The sequence below is a fragment of the Pseudomonas asturiensis genome (genome assembly GCF_900143095.1).
Lineage (GTDB): Bacteria > Pseudomonadota > Gammaproteobacteria > Pseudomonadales > Pseudomonadaceae > Aquipseudomonas > Aquipseudomonas asturiensis.
On the sequence record NZ_FRDA01000010.1, the window covers coordinates 1 to 15,879 of the forward strand.

General features: G+C 56.9%; 13 protein-coding genes and 1 tRNA gene. 3 read left to right on the forward strand and 11 right to left on the reverse strand.

What is annotated here, in order from left to right; genetic code table 11:
* Positions 1–331 precede the first annotated feature (331 nt).
* From BUB69_RS28595 to BUB69_RS17565, 5 genes are all read right to left on the reverse strand, one after another.
* Positions 332–1,216 (reverse strand): hypothetical protein, encoded by an 885-nt coding sequence (locus BUB69_RS28595; RefSeq protein ID WP_141121871.1) that lies wholly within the window; start codon positions 1,214–1,216, stop codon positions 332–334.
* Entirely contained in the window at positions 1,203–2,783 is a 1,581-nt protein-coding gene (locus BUB69_RS17545) for an AAA family ATPase (RefSeq protein WP_073168955.1), read from the reverse strand. Before BUB69_RS17545 ends, BUB69_RS28595 begins: the two co-directional genes overlap by 14 nt.
* A 336-nt stretch (positions 2,784–3,119) precedes the next feature.
* Complete coding sequence (locus BUB69_RS17550) at positions 3,120–3,395, reverse strand: hypothetical protein (RefSeq protein WP_073168957.1); 276 nt, start codon at positions 3,393–3,395, stop codon at positions 3,120–3,122.
* Positions 3,392–4,372 carry an integrase domain-containing protein gene (locus tag BUB69_RS17555; RefSeq protein ID WP_073168959.1) on the reverse strand — a complete coding sequence of 327 codons (981 nt, stop codon included), beginning with the start codon at positions 4,370–4,372 and terminating at the stop codon, positions 3,392–3,394. Before BUB69_RS17555 ends, BUB69_RS17550 begins: the two co-directional genes overlap by 4 nt.
* Positions 4,373–5,169: 797 nt before the next feature.
* Positions 5,170–5,245, reverse strand: a tRNA-Thr gene (locus BUB69_RS17565).
* Between the two features lie 817 nt (positions 5,246–6,062).
* Between BUB69_RS17565 and BUB69_RS17575 the strand changes: the two genes are divergently transcribed.
* Positions 6,063–7,091, forward strand: a complete 1,029-nt coding sequence (locus BUB69_RS17575; protein ID WP_073168963.1) for a J domain-containing protein — start codon at positions 6,063–6,065, stop codon at positions 7,089–7,091.
* Positions 7,092–7,546: 455 nt separating this feature from the next.
* Positions 7,547–7,870, forward strand: coding sequence for a DUF6124 family protein (locus BUB69_RS17580; protein ID WP_073168965.1), 324 nt, complete (start codon positions 7,547–7,549; stop codon positions 7,868–7,870).
* A gap of 296 nt (positions 7,871–8,166) precedes the next feature.
* Here the strand turns inward: BUB69_RS17580 and BUB69_RS17585 are convergent, their stop codons facing one another.
* The 5 genes from BUB69_RS17585 to BUB69_RS17605 all read right to left on the reverse strand — a co-directional run bounded on the left by BUB69_RS17585 (position 8,167) and on the right by BUB69_RS17605 (position 12,425).
* On the reverse strand, positions 8,167–9,375 hold the full coding sequence (locus BUB69_RS17585) for a methyltransferase (protein ID WP_073168967.1): 1,209 nt from the start codon (positions 9,373–9,375) through the stop codon (positions 8,167–8,169).
* 54 nt (positions 9,376–9,429) lie between these two features.
* The gene (locus BUB69_RS17590; protein ID WP_073168969.1) at positions 9,430–10,119 is read right to left on the reverse strand and encodes an ABC transporter permease; all 690 of its coding nucleotides are present in this window, start codon (positions 10,117–10,119) and stop codon (positions 9,430–9,432) included.
* Positions 10,116–10,811, reverse strand: coding sequence for an ABC transporter permease (locus tag BUB69_RS17595; RefSeq protein ID WP_073168971.1), 696 nt, complete (start codon positions 10,809–10,811; stop codon positions 10,116–10,118). The genes BUB69_RS17590 and BUB69_RS17595 overlap by 4 nt, the downstream gene beginning before the upstream one ends.
* Before the next feature lie 65 nt (positions 10,812–10,876).
* Positions 10,877–11,638, reverse strand: a complete 762-nt coding sequence (locus tag BUB69_RS17600; RefSeq protein WP_073168973.1) for an ABC transporter substrate-binding protein — start codon at positions 11,636–11,638, stop codon at positions 10,877–10,879.
* Between the two features lie 13 nt (positions 11,639–11,651).
* Positions 11,652–12,425, reverse strand: a complete 774-nt coding sequence (locus BUB69_RS17605) for an ABC transporter ATP-binding protein (RefSeq protein ID WP_073168980.1) — start codon at positions 12,423–12,425, stop codon at positions 11,652–11,654.
* Between the two features lie 538 nt (positions 12,426–12,963).
* Between BUB69_RS17605 and gabP the strand changes: the two genes are divergently transcribed.
* The gene (gabP, locus tag BUB69_RS17615) at positions 12,964–14,355 is read left to right on the forward strand and encodes a GABA permease (RefSeq protein ID WP_073168982.1); all 1,392 of its coding nucleotides are present in this window, start codon (positions 12,964–12,966) and stop codon (positions 14,353–14,355) included.
* A gap of 853 nt (positions 14,356–15,208) precedes the next feature.
* Here gabP and BUB69_RS17620 read toward each other — a convergent pair.
* On the reverse strand, positions 15,209–15,694 hold the full coding sequence (locus tag BUB69_RS17620) for a hypothetical protein (protein ID WP_073168984.1): 486 nt from the start codon (positions 15,692–15,694) through the stop codon (positions 15,209–15,211).
* Positions 15,695–15,879 lie beyond the last annotated feature (185 nt).

A 15,879-nucleotide genomic window follows, 5' to 3' on the forward strand; every position in this document is an offset into this window, starting at 1 on the left:
GGTCGCATCATGGCGAACGTGCTCCTGAGAGAATCGGGAGCACAGCATCGAGCATCAGATAAGCGCTTGGAATGTGGGATTCATGGAGCGCTTACGATCAGTTGACCTTTGCATGAGGCGGTGCTGCACCAGGAATCGAACTGGTTTATAACCTTATAATTATTATACTTATTTCAGTTTTGACCGCAACGCTCTATCTCTAAAACTATCCTAAAACGGATTCCGGCTGCGTACAAGGCTAACCCTGCTTGGGCATTGAAATACCCAAGCCTCGTTTGTTAGTGAATAGTTTATATATAAACTATGGTAGCCGTTAAAAAGCTCTAGAGAGTCACTTGCCTCTTGCTAAGCTAGCCTTTCCTGTAGGCACGTGGTGAATCGTTCCAGGTACGCCTTGAGACTCGGGAGCACCAAATCTAGTAACGTTAATTTGATCGGTTCCTCTCGCGGCAGCCCATTTAGGGTCTGTCAAGTAAACATCCCAATGATATGCCTGCCCGGGCGTGTTCGGAGTAGCCCATCCGTTTCCAGAGGCATCTAAGAACACAGGTTTAGATTTTTTTGTGACTACTGCCGGCGTGCTTCGCAAATGCCAATTGGCTGGCGGTACAAATGAGTACTCTCCGGTGTCGGGTAAAAGAATATCAAATCTCGTGGTCCAAGGGATTTCTATGTTTCTTGGGGCGTAAATGCACGAAACTGGCATGGCGCCGTTTAACCCCGCGCGAGAAACGTAGATCCGCCATCTCAAGCGCTCTTTTATACGTGAATGGCCTGTGGAATGTTCTTGAATATTGCGCCCTAGTGTTTCTTCAACGAACAGGTTGGCTTGCCCGTATTGAGTGATGCAATAGGCTGCGGCACGTGCAATCAAGCCCCCAAAAAGGGTGTCTTCGTCTGATATGAAGCCATAGTATAATGGTTTGACTCCCCATGTACGTATAGCTCCGACTGACGTAGTGTCGACTTTCTTTATTAAGTTTCTTAAGTTTATGAGTGCGACGTTTAGTTCTGCATCCTTGAATGAAGTGCTTAGAACTCTTAAGTAGCGCTTTTCAATATCTTGCCAATGTGTCTGATCTACGATCAAATCGTATTTTAGATGGCGATTGATGCGTAGAATATTTTTTAGGTTGGCTTTAACTTCTTCCACTCTTTGCGCGTTGTAGGGAAGGCCTTTAGTAGGCAAAAAGATGTAAGGGTCAATTAATAGCATCCGGCTCATCCTTGTCCATGTGCTCTACCCTGAGGTCAGTAGCCTGCGAGGCTTCTTCTTCCTTGTCTAGCGCGGCATAATAAATTTCTTGCTCTGCATTAACTGCAGCATCCATGAAGTCGGTTGGCCAAACCTCCACGCTACCGTCTTTTTTAATAAGCCCGGACTCAATTGAGGTTTTCCCGTCAACCTGGTTTACACTCACGATTCGAATATTAGCGCTTAACCATTTTTCTATGTCGCTCCCAGGCTTTGCTTGGGCTAATAGCTTACGAAGTCGTCGAACCATATGGTCGCTGTGGGTTTCGACAATTACTTGACGATTTGCGCGTGCCAAGGAAACGAACCAAGTAGCTAAGCGCCCTTGTACTTTAGGATGAAGATGAGATTCAGGCTCTTCGAATGCACAGAGTCGATTTTGTGCAGATACAAGTACATCGGCGCCATGCTTGAAGCGCATGGGGTCACTAAACAAACCTAGTTGCACTATCGGCAGTAAATATGTAAGCCCTCTCCCTACGTGGGAGAATGTGGCTTTGCCAAACATTAATCTAAAGCCGACTTTTTCTATCTCATGAATGGATAGTGGAGTATCAATCCCAAGTCCTTCAAGGACCTCATTTATTGCGACTGCTAAGCTTTTTTCTTTTGGCGCGAATGGAACGTTGACGTCATCGAAGTCTGGGAAGAAATAGTGTACAGGCTCTTCTTTATGAGTGTAGAGCAACTGCGCTGCAAATTCTCCGCTCATCCCTATATCTTCACCGCCTGATGAGTTTGGGGAGTAGATTGATAGCGGTAATCCACGAGTGGAGCTTAAATAAGAAAAACCCTTTAACATGGACTCCAGAGAATCCAAAGGTTGAGAGAATAGAACGTTGAAGGCATTCGCTAAAGATCGCTGTCTATTCCTTGGGCCGATATTTCGTCTGTCTATTGATATAGAGGGGATGAAGTGATGCATGTCAACTTCGATTTTTTTATACGGTACCCCATCCCAATGGCACTGATAGCGCCCATCTTCGCCTCTGTCAATTTCAACGCGAGCACAAACTGAGCTTGAGTCATCAAAATCTGAGTTTAGGGATGATGTCAGTGCCAATCTATTTAGCGCAATTTTTCCATTTAGCTCGCAGTATTGAAGGTCTAATTTACAATAGAGCTCAACACTCGTTCCACGGCTTTCTGCAAGCCATGGCAGCGATGCTTTATCCATGAGTGTAGGTAAGTCTGGCCAGCCCGAAATATCAAGAGCTTTGTCAATGTCAACATGCGAGGACCACTCAATGGAAAAAAATGGACCATCAACGTCTTCTGGCGTTTCTGGCCAGCCAGAGATAAGTTCTCTCAGGTTTATTGCAGATACGTAGCCGTCGATATTCAGCACGGTTTCGACTCGTGCCAATTCTAGAGTTTGCTTCAGAAGAAGTAGTACCTGAGATATGGTGCTTTTTCCGCTATTGTTCCTGCCTAAGAATATAGTTAATTGGCCAAACTCAACTCTGGTTTTATCATAAATGCTTTTGAATCGTTCGATCGTCAAAGCCCTTAGTCGACCGGAATCCATTATCTACACCTCCCTTTGAGTTTTGTATGTTTCATGGCGCTAGGCGCGCTGATGTAAAAGATTCTCAGAAATACGCTATTTATAGCGAAATTAAGGTTGCTTGGAAAGAGCAGAAATGGCTATTTGTGCATTTTAGAGCAATGCGTGTATTTAGCGTCGACTGACTGAAGGAGACCGTGGCCCCATGCTGAGCGGCACATTATGATGTGCTTACGAGTTGCCATCAGCACGCCCGCGATCAGTCTCAGGCAGGCCTTGTAGTGGCCGTCTGAACTGAGCACTGGCAACGAAATGGGTAATCTGTTCCAGTCAGGACTGTAAAGACCAAGCATTTTCTTATGGGTTGAAGTTCCAAGATTTGGATAATCGTCGAACGAGCAACCGCACAGTCAACAGGTAGTAGTACCGCGTCGCCTGACTGCGCTTGCCTAGGCGATGATCGAGGAACCAAGCGACGTGTTTTCTCTGCCAAGCCCAAGGCGTCTGTCGCAGCCAGCGAACTGCAATTTCAGCTTCGATGATTTTCGCCTGGCGTACATGACGTTGCCGGGTTGTGTGCGAGCCGGTCAGAACGGTAGACAGAAACAGCTCCATGTCGAATGGCTTACTCATGCCCGTCCACCAATGTAGGCCCCGATCACGTCGATCCGACCATGCCCCAGTTCATGGCTGATTTGCCTCCGGGCCTCACGATCAAGGCGCCAATCTACTCGACAGCATTGGCCGCCCTTGATAGGCGCAGAGTGCTGGGTGATTTGCTCATAGCGCTCACATGCGTAGGCCGCTCGTAGCTCATGGAAACCTTTCAGATTGTGTGCGTGCAGTATGTCCCGCGTAGGGCGGATAATTTCTCGCAGAACATTCAGGTAGCTTTCGTTTGGAGCAATCAGGTTGCGGCTACCAGCAGGCGTCGCCTGCTGCGCAACCCCAAGTGCACTTCGGACATTTTCGTCCACCGCGATCCAACGTGGCGCTGAAGCGCCGGCGCGGCCACCTTTGGTGCCATCCTGAATGTTAATGCTAACTTGGCCGTTAGCCTCGCGGCTTAGCCGTGGTAAGTCAGCCAAGATGGCCTCACGCAAGCGCATACCGGTGGCTCGCGCTAACAGAACAATTGCGGCGGCCCGGAGCTGATGTTGACTGCAAAGCGCATGGACGATCTGCTTAACCTGTTCGCGGTCTTGGCCCTGCGGCACTGAGTAGCGAATCACGGTGCGCTGCATATCCAACGCCTTGCTTGGGCTTGGCAATTCCACGTACTGATCACCGCGAAGCGCTGCCATGGTCCTGTTAACGCTGGATAGCCAGTTTTGTGGGGTGCTGACGGCGAGGTCAGCGCGCCTAACCACGTCGCGCAGATACGCCGCATAGTCCGCTAACACTTTCCGATCAATGTGCCTTGCATCATTGATACCGGGTCCCTGCTCGGAGCGGCACCACTTCACGAATGCCAACCATCGATCACTGTGCGCCTTGACCGTGCCGTAGTGGCCACCGCCGAACATGTCTTTCAACGCCTGAGGTCCTGCGTAACTCAATTGCCTGCCGTAGCCGAAATTGCGGCCGTCGCGCCTACCCACCAGTGCCATGCCGGTCACCTCTTCTGATGTTCTCCGATCCTCGTCCCACGTCGTCCCGCCAAGAATGTTGAGTGTTATCAGGGATCAAGGCCCCTGCGGCCTGTGGGTGTTGTCCACTAACGCGGGACTGGCGGCTCTTTACGAACGGGAGCTTGCGCATCTCATGATCTGGCCTCCTGAACACCTCCGAAGAGGTGGGCGGGTGGAGGCAGCATTGGCTGACGAGACCAGCGCCTGAAGATACTGAGCCGGGTGAACGCAGCAATGCGATGACCGGGGCATGCCTGACTGTCAGTCAAGTGCAGTCCATTCTGTGGGCTGCGGCACCATCATCTGCATCGCTGCTGCTGGTGAATTCGGTGTTTGTCACGCCGATTGTCACTAGGGGAAATGCCGCAATGCCTTGTACGTGGTGGGCTGCAGCAGTGGTAGGAGCGCCCGTCTCTTTCCGGGAGAAAGAGACGTGCGCAGGTTGGCGCAATGAAATGGCCAAGCGGATAGGTTGCTGAAAGGGGACAAGCTGCCGCAGTGGGCACGCTGACAAAAGTAGGCATCCATCACATCGCTGTGACCGCGCGAGCTGCCGGACGCTAATCGCACTTTGGGAGAACCACCACGGTGTGGCATAGCCTTAAAAGGTTCTGGCCACCAGGGGTTGCTCACCACAACAGCGCTTTACTCGATCTTCTTTGCGCCTGTGGATGAAATTATCTACCGGTGGGAATCTTTGGTTTTCCACAGCCGGGACCGGCACGACACAAACAAAAAAGGCCCACCTTTCGGTGAGCCTCTTTCGATGTTGCGTATGGTGCCGGCACCAGGAGTCGAACCCGGGACCTACTGATTACAAGTCAGTTGCTCTACCAACTGAGCTATACCGGCGTGATGGGCTGCGAGTATATAGAGTCTGATGCGCTTGTAAAGCCTAGCTGTCTGATTCAGTTGAAAAATTTTTGCCATCGGGGCGGCGAGGGGGTGGTTTGCAGGACGAGGGGTGTCGTGGGTGCGGGACGTTTCCTTGGGTTTTGGCGGATTAGGCGGCTGGGTGGCGGTAATAAGGGGGTTATGAGGTATCGGTTCCGGCGTTTGTCGAGGTGGGTGATGGCCGTGAGCAGGCGGGGATTTTTAACTCGGGCAGGCGAATAAGGGGGTTGGGCGCTGGTGGCGTTGTGGTGTGTTTGGATGGGCGGAAAGGCTCGGGGGCTTTTGGGCGGTTTGCAGGGTGTGGGGGCTTTGCATAGGCTTGTTCTCAACGGCCCAAGCCACTGAGTCAGCGGCGAGGGGCGTTCACTTTTCAGTTCGGGATAAAGGATTATCCGATGAATGATACGAAGGATCGTTGCAGGGGCTCGGGAATGCAGTACACCCCAGGCCAGCCATTCACTGAGAAGCGGTTGCAGGATATTGGTAACGACGTTTTGCCCGGTCGGGCATGCGTCAGGTGATAGAGAGGCTATGCATTGCCGTCTGAATCGCATGAATGTGCGTCTGGACGCTGATGAAGTCATCACCGGGTCGGGATCGTCAAGGTCGCTTCGGCGGGTGTGAAGGTCTCGATGCTTTAAAACGATGCCCGGGTCTCAGGACCCGGGCATTTTTTTGGGTTTGTATCAGGTGTGTAGCATTGCGATTGGAGTTCGGGCGGTTTTGGCCGATATAGCTGTATCAAAATGGCAGTAGGCGATGGACAGCTAGTGCAATGCAGAGAACGCCCACGCATTACGAGCTGCTGAATGTCGCTCGCGATGCCTCTCCTGATCAGATCAAGAAGGCTTATCGCAAGATCGCTCAGAAGCTGCACCCGGACAGGAATTCCGACCCTTATGCCTCGGACATGATGGGCATCGTCAACGCGTCTCACGATGTGTTGGCCGATGCGGGCAGGCGCGCAGCGTATGACGCGCAGCTTGTGGCCGATGAGCAGAAGGCACGTGAAGAAGCTGCGCGCCGCCAGCAGGTGCAGGCGGCGCGTGGGCGTGCTGCTCATGGTTACGCCGCTGCGGCTGCGTCGATGTCTTCTGCCGGGCACGGTCCTGCCTATCACGGCCCCGAACGACGACGGGCCACTGCCTCTTCAAACGCTTCCGGCTCTTCAAACCCACCCAACCGTCAGCGGCGCAGCAGTGCTTGGCGATGGGCAACGGTGTTCGTGATTTTTTGCGCGGCCGGGGCCTGGATGGGTTACGACCCGAATGCAGGCAAGTCGTTTGTGCCGACAGAATCCGTGCCGGTTGCACAAACCTGGGTCAAGCCTGCGCCGGTTGTGGTGGAGGCGCCTGCGGCGGTCGCCGAGAAGCCGGTGGAGGCTGCTGTGCCTGAGTGTGAGGTGCCGACGGTCGATCCGATGGGCGCGCCCTGGCCGCAGAAGGCCGGTTATGTGAAGGACATGCCCACGCTCAAGGACAACGGCTGGTCGCAGATCACTGTGGATAACACGGCGGGCGGTTCGGCGGTGTACGCCAAGGTGACGGATGCGGTGGGGCGCAAGGCGTATCGTCATGCGTTTGTGCCGGTGGGCGCGACGTTCACGTTCAGCAAGATGGACGCGGGGCTGTACCTGCTCAAGTACAAGATGCTGGACACAGGCTGTGCGTTTGCGTCGGGGCGGATTTTGCTGGAGGAGACGCCGATGGGCAGCCAGATCAAGTCCAGTGCGTACAAATTGACGCTGCGCAAGTTGCAGGGGCGCAGCGTGCCGTTCACGCGGTTGAGGGATGATCAGTTTTAAGGTGGGTTTGCTGATCATTCACCGTTCTTGATATTTGCGGGCAAGCTGCTTCCCACTGTTCCGGGTGTGCCGGGAGACAGTGGGGCGGCGAAGAACCTTTACCTCGAAATCGACCCTCCGCTCACGATTTGCAACGCTTTGCGGTGGGTTTTTGCAGGTTTCGTCTCTTTCCTTTGACGGACATTTCCGAGAGAATCCCCGCCCGCTTGTGCCTTTGGGTCTGTGCTCTTACCCTCCATCCGTCGCTGCCCATCAGCGATCGGGTTTAGTAGCCCGCACCGAGTTAAGGCTTCACAACCGTGTCTCCATCTGGCGTTTGCCGATGTTATGGCGGCTGTGCGCGTGGCGCCTTCGGGTGCGCCGGTTACTTAGCTCGCCGGTCTACTAACTCGCGTACAGTCGCCACCTTTCGTTTAGTAGCGATCAGGCAGCGACTTCATGGAAGGAGCTAAAACATGGTCAAAGTAACCCCCGATCCACCCCCGCAAACGTCCACCGCCCCGATCTTCGACCAGGCCGTCGTCAAGCGTGCCATGGCGTGCTACCTGCCGACGGGTCGATCCCGCAAAGACCCTCAAGACAAGACCAACGACTACATCAGCCTGGAATCAACGCTGCTGCACGCTCTCGATTTCCTGCGCTGTGCATCGGCAACGGCTTACGAGTTGGGCGATGAATTGAACGGCTCGGAACGCGATCTGGCCTTCGCCGCCATGCACATGGTGGAGATGGCCAAAGTGATGGTCGAGCGGTCGCTGGAGTGTGTGGAAGAAGTCTGAAAACCTGCGTCAAATCGGGTCGTGCGCAGGTGTTTACCCGCGCACGATTTTGACCCCTGACAGGCCTGTTTCAGAGCCTTTACTAAATCTTTATGCACAATTCCCGCATAAACGTTTGCACACATGGGCGCAAGTGTGCAGTTGTGCGATGTCTGTCGCAAACCACTGTTTTTGCGGGTTCCTGACGGCACGGCCAGGAATAATCAGGGGCTTGAGTAACTGGCGCGCCAAGCTTTATTGCACTCGTCGGAATTTTCATCAACAGACTTATCCACAGGATGTTCTGTTGATTTCCTTCACAGCCTGTGGGCCAGAATCAGCAGGTTGCGTGGGGTGACTTGAGGGTCACAAAACGTCCCGACCAAGACCTTGTAACCCTGCTCCTGAACATAGAGCGCCCGGTCCAGTACCAGCCACATTTCCAGAGGTCGCCTGAACAGATTGCGGACCTGCTCGAGGTTGCGCACCTGAGCCAGCCGTTGCCAGCCAGCGGCTTCCAGTTCCGTCCAGTTCTGCGCGCCCGGCTCGGGCAGGTTTTTCAATCGCGACAGATGGCAGCAATAGTCGGAAAAGGGCACATCCAGCCAGGCAACGGGCAGTGACGGCGTGGGCAGATAGTCGTCGCTGCCGCGCAGCCTGCGTTGCAACAGGTCAAAACCCAAACGTCGTGCCATGGACGTGTCCCGCTGGCGGCGGACCCGAGCGCCTGCGGTCACGGTTTCGCTCAGCGGCAGGCCCAGCTCATCGCGCGACAGCTTTAGCCCCGAGGCCAGGCCTTCAATAGACAGTGGCTGATAGTCGGCGTGACGCGTGCGGTTGTAACAGCACGGCGCGATGGCCAGCTGTTGGCAGCCGGTCTGGCTGGCCAGTTGCATCAATTGCACATGCAGATCGCCACAGGCGTGCAGCGCCACCGGGCTGTGATGCGGTTGCAGGCAGCGCCAGGCATCGTCGGCCATGACGTCCTGCTGCACATGCCTGGCCTCGATGCCCTGACGTGCGCTAAGGGTCAGGCCCGCTTCGACCAGCGCCGGGTCGCGCTCAAGGCAGGTCAATTGCTGGCTGCGGCCGGTCAGGCGGCGACCCAGATGGCCTTTGCCTGCGCACCAGTCCAGCCAGTGGGTGTTGGGCTGCCGGGTGTCGAGGTGACGGGCGAAGGCTTCGATCTGTTGCCATTTACGCCCCGGTACGTCCACGCTCATGCGCGGCTCGACGGGCGCGAGCGGGAAGGCGGGCAGTTCGCCCACCTGGCTCAAGGCGGCGGCTTCGGCGGCCAGTTGCGTGAATGGGAAGGGCGCGTCGAGCTGTTCAGGGTCCGCGTCTGCCTGGTCGAGGGTGCGTTGGCGCAGCCAGTCGGCCAGTTCGGGGTGTTGAGCTTCCCAGGGCAGACGCAGGTGGGTGAACGGCTTGGGTCGCCACAGCCCCTGATGCGCGAACAGGAAGCTGTCCAGCGCACCAAAGTGGCTGCGAAGCTGATCGTTCTGCAGGCTGGATTCAGAGGTCATGGGCGGCGGCTTCGCGTGTGAGGGCTGGCTGAATGAAAGCCAGCCCTCTTCATATCAGCGACCTTGGCTCGCGTCTACGCGTAACAGCTTTTCCAGCAGCCGGAAGCCCTGCACCAGCACGAAGGCCATGACGAGGTAGAACATGCCGGCGGCGAAAAATATCTCGACGGGCATGTAGGTGCGCGCAATGATCGTGCGCGCCATGCCGGTCAGTTCCAGCAGCGTGACGGTGCTGGCCAGTGCGCTGGCCTTGAGCATCAGGATCACTTCGTTGCTGTAGGCGGGCAGGCCGATTCGGGCGGCACGTGGCAGGACGATGTAGAACAGCGCTTTCCACTTCGACATGCCCAGCGCCCGCGCTGCCTCGACCTCACCGGCTGGCACGGCCTGGATGGCACCGCGCAGGATTTCCGCGATGTAGGCGGCGGTGTGCAGGGTCATGGTGATGACGGCACACCAGAACGGGTCGCGCAGGTAAGGCCACAACGCGCTTTGGCGCACGGCGTCGAACTGCGCCAGGCCGTAGTAGACCAGAAACAGCTGAACCAGCAGCGGCGTGCCCCGGAAGAAGAAAATGTAGGCATACGGCAGCGCACGCACCGGCCAGTGCCGTGAAGCGCGGGCGATGCCCATCGGAATCGCGAGGATCAAGCCTGCGATGACCGCAATCGCCACCAGCTCCAGCGTCAGGGTCGCGCCCTGGGCCAGGCGTGGCAGCCATTTGATGATGACTTCCCAGTTCATGACGCGCTCCTCGCAAAGCCGCGAGCGGCGCGTTTTTCCAGAAAGTACATGCCGATCATCGCCAGCACGGTCAGGCCCAGGTACATGATGGCCGCGACCATATAGAAGGTGAACGCTTCCTTGGTGAAGCCCACGGCGATCTGCGCGTGACGCATGATTTCTTCAAGGCCGATCACCGAGACCAGCGCGGTGTCTTTCATCAGGATCATGAACAGGTTGCCCAGGCCGGGCAGGGCGATGCGCCACATTTGCGGCAGGATCAGCTTGTAGAGAATGCGCGTGCGCGACATGCCCAACGCAAGACCCGCTTCGCGATGGCCTTTGGGAATGGCCAGGATAGCGCCGCGAAACACCTCGGTGGCGTAAGCGCCAAAACACAGGCCCAGCGCGATGACGCCAGCGGCGAAGGCGCTCAGGGCCAGGTCCGGCTTGCCGAACAGCTCGCCCAGCGCGCGCATGCCGTTGACGGTGCCGAAGTAAATCAGCAACACCCAGAGCAATTCAGGAACGCCGCGCACGAGGGTTGAGTAGGTGCCGCCCAGCCATTGCAGAGGCTTGTAAGGCGAAGTCTTGGCCAGTGCGCCGAGCAGTCCGAGTACCAGCCCAAGGCACAGGGCCGAGAGTGCCAGTTGGATCGTCATCAGCGCGCCAGCCGCAAGGGCCGGGCCGAATCCGTGGAGATCAATGTTCATGGGCAGGCTTTTTCAGGACGTGTCGCCGCGCTTCGGGGGAAGCCGCGGCGACGCTGTCAGGTGAATCAGAGAATGCTGAAAGGGAAGTACTTGTCGTTGATCTTCTTGTAGGTGCCGTCAGCGATGATTTCTTTCAGTGCCGCGTTCAGGCGCTCACGCAGTGGATCGCCCTTGCGCACGGCGATGCCGATCTTGTCGTTCTGCTCGACAGGCTCACCCTTGAACTCGAAGTTCTTGCCGGCATCGCTTTTAAGCCACTCGTAGCTCACGTATTTGTCGGCGAGCATGGCGTCAACGCGACCGGAGGTCAGGTCGAGGAAGGCGTTTTCCTGGGTGTCGTAGAGCTTGGCATCAAGAATGCCCAGCTTGTCTTCCAGCCACGTGGCGGCAAGCGTGGAGCGCTGTGCGCCTACAGCCTTGCCGGCCAGGCTTTCCTTGGCCTTGTCGATGGACGAAACGTCGAGGCTGGAGGTTTTCGGTGCAATGAACTGCAGTTTGTTCGAGTAGTACGGGTCGGTGAAATCCACCACCTGCTTGCGCTCGTCGGTGATCGACAGCGAGGAGATCAGGAAGTCGAACTTCTGTGCATTAAGGGCCGGGATGATGCCATCCCAGTCAGAGGTCACCACCTGGCATTCGACCTTGAGCTTGGCGCACAGGGCCTGGCCGATCTCATAGTCGAAACCGACGACCTGACCGCTTGCATCCTTGTTGTTGAACGGCGGGTAGGCCGCTTCGATACCCATTTTCAAGGTTTCGGCAAAAGCACTGGTCGTGAAAGCCAGGGTGGCCGCTGCGACCAGCAGGATTTTCTTGTACGTCTGCATGGGTGTTGCTCCGTTAGCGGTGACTCGACATGAATTGTTTACACCTTACCGACAGCGGGTTCTCGAACACTTGCTGCGGTGTGCCCTGTTCTTCGACCATTCCTTGATGCAAAAACACGATTTCACTGGAAACCTGGCGTGCAAAGTTCATTTCGTGGGTCACCAGCAGCATGGTGCGGCCTTCTTCGGCCAGCGCGCGGATGACGTTGAGCACTTCCTGAACCATTTCCGGGTCGAGGGCCGAGGTCGGCTCGTCGAACAGAATGACTTTAGGCTGCATGGCCAGCGTGCGGGCGATGGCCGCACGTTGTTGCTGGCCTCCCGAAAGCTGGGCCGGATACGCATGGCGCTTGTCGGCAATACCGACCTTGGCCAGCAGTGCTTCGGCGACTTCGATGGCTTCGGCCTTGCTCTGGCCCAGCACGCGGCGCGGCGCTTCGATGATGTTGTCGAGCACGCTCATGTGCGGCCACAGGTTGAAGTTCTGGAACACGAAGCCGATTTCGCTGCGCAGGCGATTGATCTGTTTGTTGTCGGCGGCAACCAGTTCGCCATTGCGGGCGGACTTGAGCTTGAGTTCTTCGCCAGCGACCAGAATCTGGCCCTGATGCGGGTTTTCCAGCAGGTTGATGCAGCGCAGCAAGGTGGACTTGCCGGAACCGGATGAGCCCAGAATCGAGATGACATCACCTTCACGCGCCGTCAGCGAGATGCCTTTGAGCACCTCAAGCTGGTCATAGCGTTTGTGCAGGTTGCGGATTTCCAGGGCGGGCGTGGCCTCAGCCATGTGGGGTCCTCATAGGGTTGTGCGCTCTTTTCTGCGAGGCGAGCGCCAAGCTAGCACAGCGTTCAAAAGACAACCAACTGCGTGCAACGGTGAATGTGACAGCGTTTTACAGGTTGTCGCATCGTCCCGGCAGACCGTTGCCAAAGGGCGCGCCGTTGCATGGATCGGGTACCCGTTGCCGGTGGGCGTGCGCGAAAAAGGCGCGATGTTGCCAGCTTTGACCTTCTGTTGGAAGCAGCTTTTGCCGAGTGGTACGTGGGTTCACGCACCATTGCTGCGCTTTTTTGCTGTACGTGTGCTTTTTCGGTGCGCACCTGTGGACGGCTTTTGGGGCATTCGGTAACAATTCCTACGCCATAGACCAAAATCTCGTTCTGTCCACTCCCTGCCTGTTCGGCTCCAGCCCTTGTGTTTCAGGAGCGACGTCGTTTTTGAAATATTTTGGCGCAGTTCTTGCGTCAAGAATAAAGAACGGCACCGTTGCTTTCTTTTTACGAGGCGCTTCGGTGTGCTTCGCTCGTCTTGCACAGGTGGTTTTATGAGCAATACCGCTAATTCTTCCGAGCTCGAACAAGGGCTGAAACCTCGACACATCACGATGCTGTCGATTGCAGGCGTCATTGGCGCGGGTCTGTTCGTCGGCTCCGGCCATGCGATTGCCGAAGCCGGACCTGCCGTGCTGCTGGCGTACGCCGCAGCCGGCACACTGGTGGTGCTGGTCATGCGCATGCTGGCCGAAATGGCCGTTGCCTCGCCTGACACCGGGTCGTTCTCGACCTACGCTGACCGCGCCATCGGCCATTGGGCCGGTTTTACCATCGGCTGGTTGTACTGGTGGTTCTGGGTGCTGGTGATTCCGCTGGAGGCCAATGCGGCCGCGACCATTCTGCATGCCTGGTTCCCGGACATCGCGATCTGGATGTTCACGCTGGTCATCACGCTGCTGCTGACAGCGACCAACCTGTTCAGTGTGAAGAACTACGGCGAGTTCGAGTTCTGGTTCGCGCTGATCAAGGTGGTGGCGATCATTGCCTTTGTGGTGCTGGGTGTTGCGGCCATCTTTGGCCTGCTGCCGACCAGCCACGTCAGCGGTGTCAGCCATCTGTTCGACACCGGCGGTTTTCTGCCTAACGGTATGGGCGCAGTGCTGGCGGCGATGCTGACCACCATGTTCTCGTTCATGGGCACCGAGATCGTGACCATTGCGGCGGCAGAATCCAAGAACCCGGGCAAGCAGATCACCAAGGCCACCAATTCGGTGATCTGGCGGATCTTCCTGTTTTATCTGGTTTCGATTTTCATCGTTGTGTCGCTGGTGCCGTGGAACGATCCGCGCCTGGCTGAAGTGGGCTCGTACCAGACAGTGCTGGATGCCATGGGCATTCCGAACGCCAAGCTGATCGTCGATCTGGTGGTGCTGGTGGCAGTGACCAGTTGCCTGAACTCGGCGCTGTACACCGCCTCGCGCATGCTGTTCTCGCTGGGCAAACGCGGTGATGCACCAGCAATGTCCAAGCGCACCAGCAAGGGCGGCACGCCTTACTGCGCGGTCCTGCTGTCGACTGCTGCGGCGTTCCTGACTGTGTTTGCCAACTATGTCGCACCGGCGGCGGTGTTCGACTTCCTGCTGGCAAGCTCGGGCGCCATTGCGTTGCTGGTGTATCTGGTGATCGCCGTGTCGCAACTGCGCATGCGTCAGAAGCGTATCGCGGCAGGCGAAGCCATCGACTTCAAGATGTGGCTGTTTCCGTGGCTGACCTGGCTGGTGATCTTTTTCATCGTCGCGGTGCTGACGATCATGCTGATCCAGGAAGACCATCGCATCGAGATCATCGCGACCGGCGTGCTCAGCCTGCTGGTGGTCGGTGCGGGCCTGACCGTCTCACGTCGCCGCAAGGCTGCCCGGGTCGGGGCTGCTGCGCTGGGATGATGTGACCTGGATCTGATGGTGCCAATGCTCCGCGTTGGCACTCCTGTCCAGGACGCTCCGCTGTCTCGCTGCAGACACAGGACCGTGGGAGTGGACTTGTCCACGAAAGGGCCAGTACATCCGGTAGAGATGTCGCGCCTGACACACTGCCTTCGCGGACAAGTCCGCTCCCACTTCGCTCCGCGTTGGCACTCTGTCCAGGATGCTCCGCTGTCTCGTTGCAAACACAGGACCGTGGGAGGCGGCTTGCCGGCGATGGCGTCAGCTCAGTCGCTGACAGGTCGCATGAGAGACCGAATCGCCGGCAAGCCGCCTCCCACAGGTTTCCGTCGTCGGCAGGTTCGAAGCACGTCGCCGCAAGGCTGCGCGGGTTGGTGCTGCTGCGCTGGGGTGATGTGACCTGGATCTGATGATGCCAACGCCCCGCGTTGGCACTCTGTCCAGGACGCTCCGCTGTCTCGTTACACACTGGGTCGTGGGAGTGGACTTGTCCACGAAAAGGCCAGTGCATTCGGTAGAGATGTCGCGCCGGACACACTGCCTTCGCGGACAAGTCCGCTCCCACAGGTTTCCGTCGTCGGCAGGTTTGAAGCACTTCGCCGCAAGGCTGCACGGGTTGGTGCTGCTGCGTCGGGGTGATGTGAGTGCTGCACAAAGCGTTATGTTCTGTGCAGAAGGGCGCTGAACACACGCACAGCTTGGTGGGAGCGAGCTTGCTCGCGAAGCGGTTGGCGCAAACGCCAGTAGATAGAATGTCCGTGCTATCGCTTTCGTGAGCAAGCTCACTCCCACTGGACAGTAGCAGTGCAGGGCGCGATCAAGGGCTTATGGATGATCGCACACCCTCGTTCCCTCAGCGCACTGCCTTGGCGTCGCGTTTCATCAGCAGGTCCGATGCCATCTGGAAATCGGCCTGGAAGGCCTTGCCTTCGACCCACTCCACGGCGGTGTCTTCGTCTTCGTCGTGGTGGATGGCGCGGTAGGTGATGAGCAGGCCCATCATGAAGTCGGTCGCTTCGTCTTCGTCTTCTTCAGACACAACCAGTGCCAGTACCGGGTATTGCAGGAACACCAGGCACATCGCCAGTTGGCTGATGGCTTCGGCGGCTTTCATGGCGTCGAACAGGTCTTCGTAGTCGGCCGGTTCGAAGCCGTTCTCAACGATGTCCTTGAAGTCGAAGGTGCTCATGTCCAGCTGCACGTCGTCGAACGGCTGGCTGACCAGCGCAGAGGCGAATACCGGATGGACAACGTTGGTCGGTGACTTCCCGGAGCGGTTCTGCTTGGCCTTGATCTTTGCGCGTTTGGCGCGTTTCTGCTGTTTGTCCGGCGAAGCCATGGGGCGGTCCTTTGTCAGGCGGTAAGGGCAATGGTCGCTATTGAAGCGCACGACGCTTCAATAGCCAAGGCTCGATTACAGGGCCTGTGCCCAACACTGCCGCGCGGTGGCACCTGAAGCACCGGATCGAGCACCGTTTATTCGAGGGTGTTTGTTGTGTGTCAGGCGGTGTTCAAGCATATAAA

Excerpts from the sequence above, each read along its gene's own strand:
- BUB69_RS28595 (WP_141121871.1), bottom strand. The coding sequence starts at position 1,216 with ATGCTATTAATTGACCCTTACATCTTTTTGCCTACTAAAGGCCTTCCC.
- BUB69_RS17545 (WP_073168955.1), bottom strand. The coding sequence starts at position 2,783 with ATGGATTCCGGTCGACTAAGGGCTTTGACGATCGAACGATTCAAAAGC.
- BUB69_RS17550 (WP_073168957.1), bottom strand. The coding sequence starts at position 3,395 with ATGAGTAAGCCATTCGACATGGAGCTGTTTCTGTCTACCGTTCTGACC.
- BUB69_RS17555 (WP_073168959.1), bottom strand. The coding sequence starts at position 4,372 with ATGGCACTGGTGGGTAGGCGCGACGGCCGCAATTTCGGCTACGGCAGG.
- BUB69_RS17575 (WP_073168963.1), top strand. The coding sequence starts at position 6,063 with ATGCAGAGAACGCCCACGCATTACGAGCTGCTGAATGTCGCTCGCGAT.
- BUB69_RS17580 (WP_073168965.1), top strand. The coding sequence starts at position 7,547 with ATGGTCAAAGTAACCCCCGATCCACCCCCGCAAACGTCCACCGCCCCG.
- BUB69_RS17585 (WP_073168967.1), bottom strand. The coding sequence starts at position 9,375 with ATGACCTCTGAATCCAGCCTGCAGAACGATCAGCTTCGCAGCCACTTT.
- BUB69_RS17590 (WP_073168969.1), bottom strand. The coding sequence starts at position 10,119 with ATGAACTGGGAAGTCATCATCAAATGGCTGCCACGCCTGGCCCAGGGC.
- BUB69_RS17595 (WP_073168971.1), bottom strand. The coding sequence starts at position 10,811 with ATGAACATTGATCTCCACGGATTCGGCCCGGCCCTTGCGGCTGGCGCG.
- BUB69_RS17600 (WP_073168973.1), bottom strand. The coding sequence starts at position 11,638 with ATGCAGACGTACAAGAAAATCCTGCTGGTCGCAGCGGCCACCCTGGCT.
- BUB69_RS17605 (WP_073168980.1), bottom strand. The coding sequence starts at position 12,425 with ATGGCTGAGGCCACGCCCGCCCTGGAAATCCGCAACCTGCACAAACGC.
- gabP (WP_073168982.1), top strand. The coding sequence starts at position 12,964 with ATGAGCAATACCGCTAATTCTTCCGAGCTCGAACAAGGGCTGAAACCT.
- BUB69_RS17620 (WP_073168984.1), bottom strand. The coding sequence starts at position 15,694 with ATGGCTTCGCCGGACAAACAGCAGAAACGCGCCAAACGCGCAAAGATC.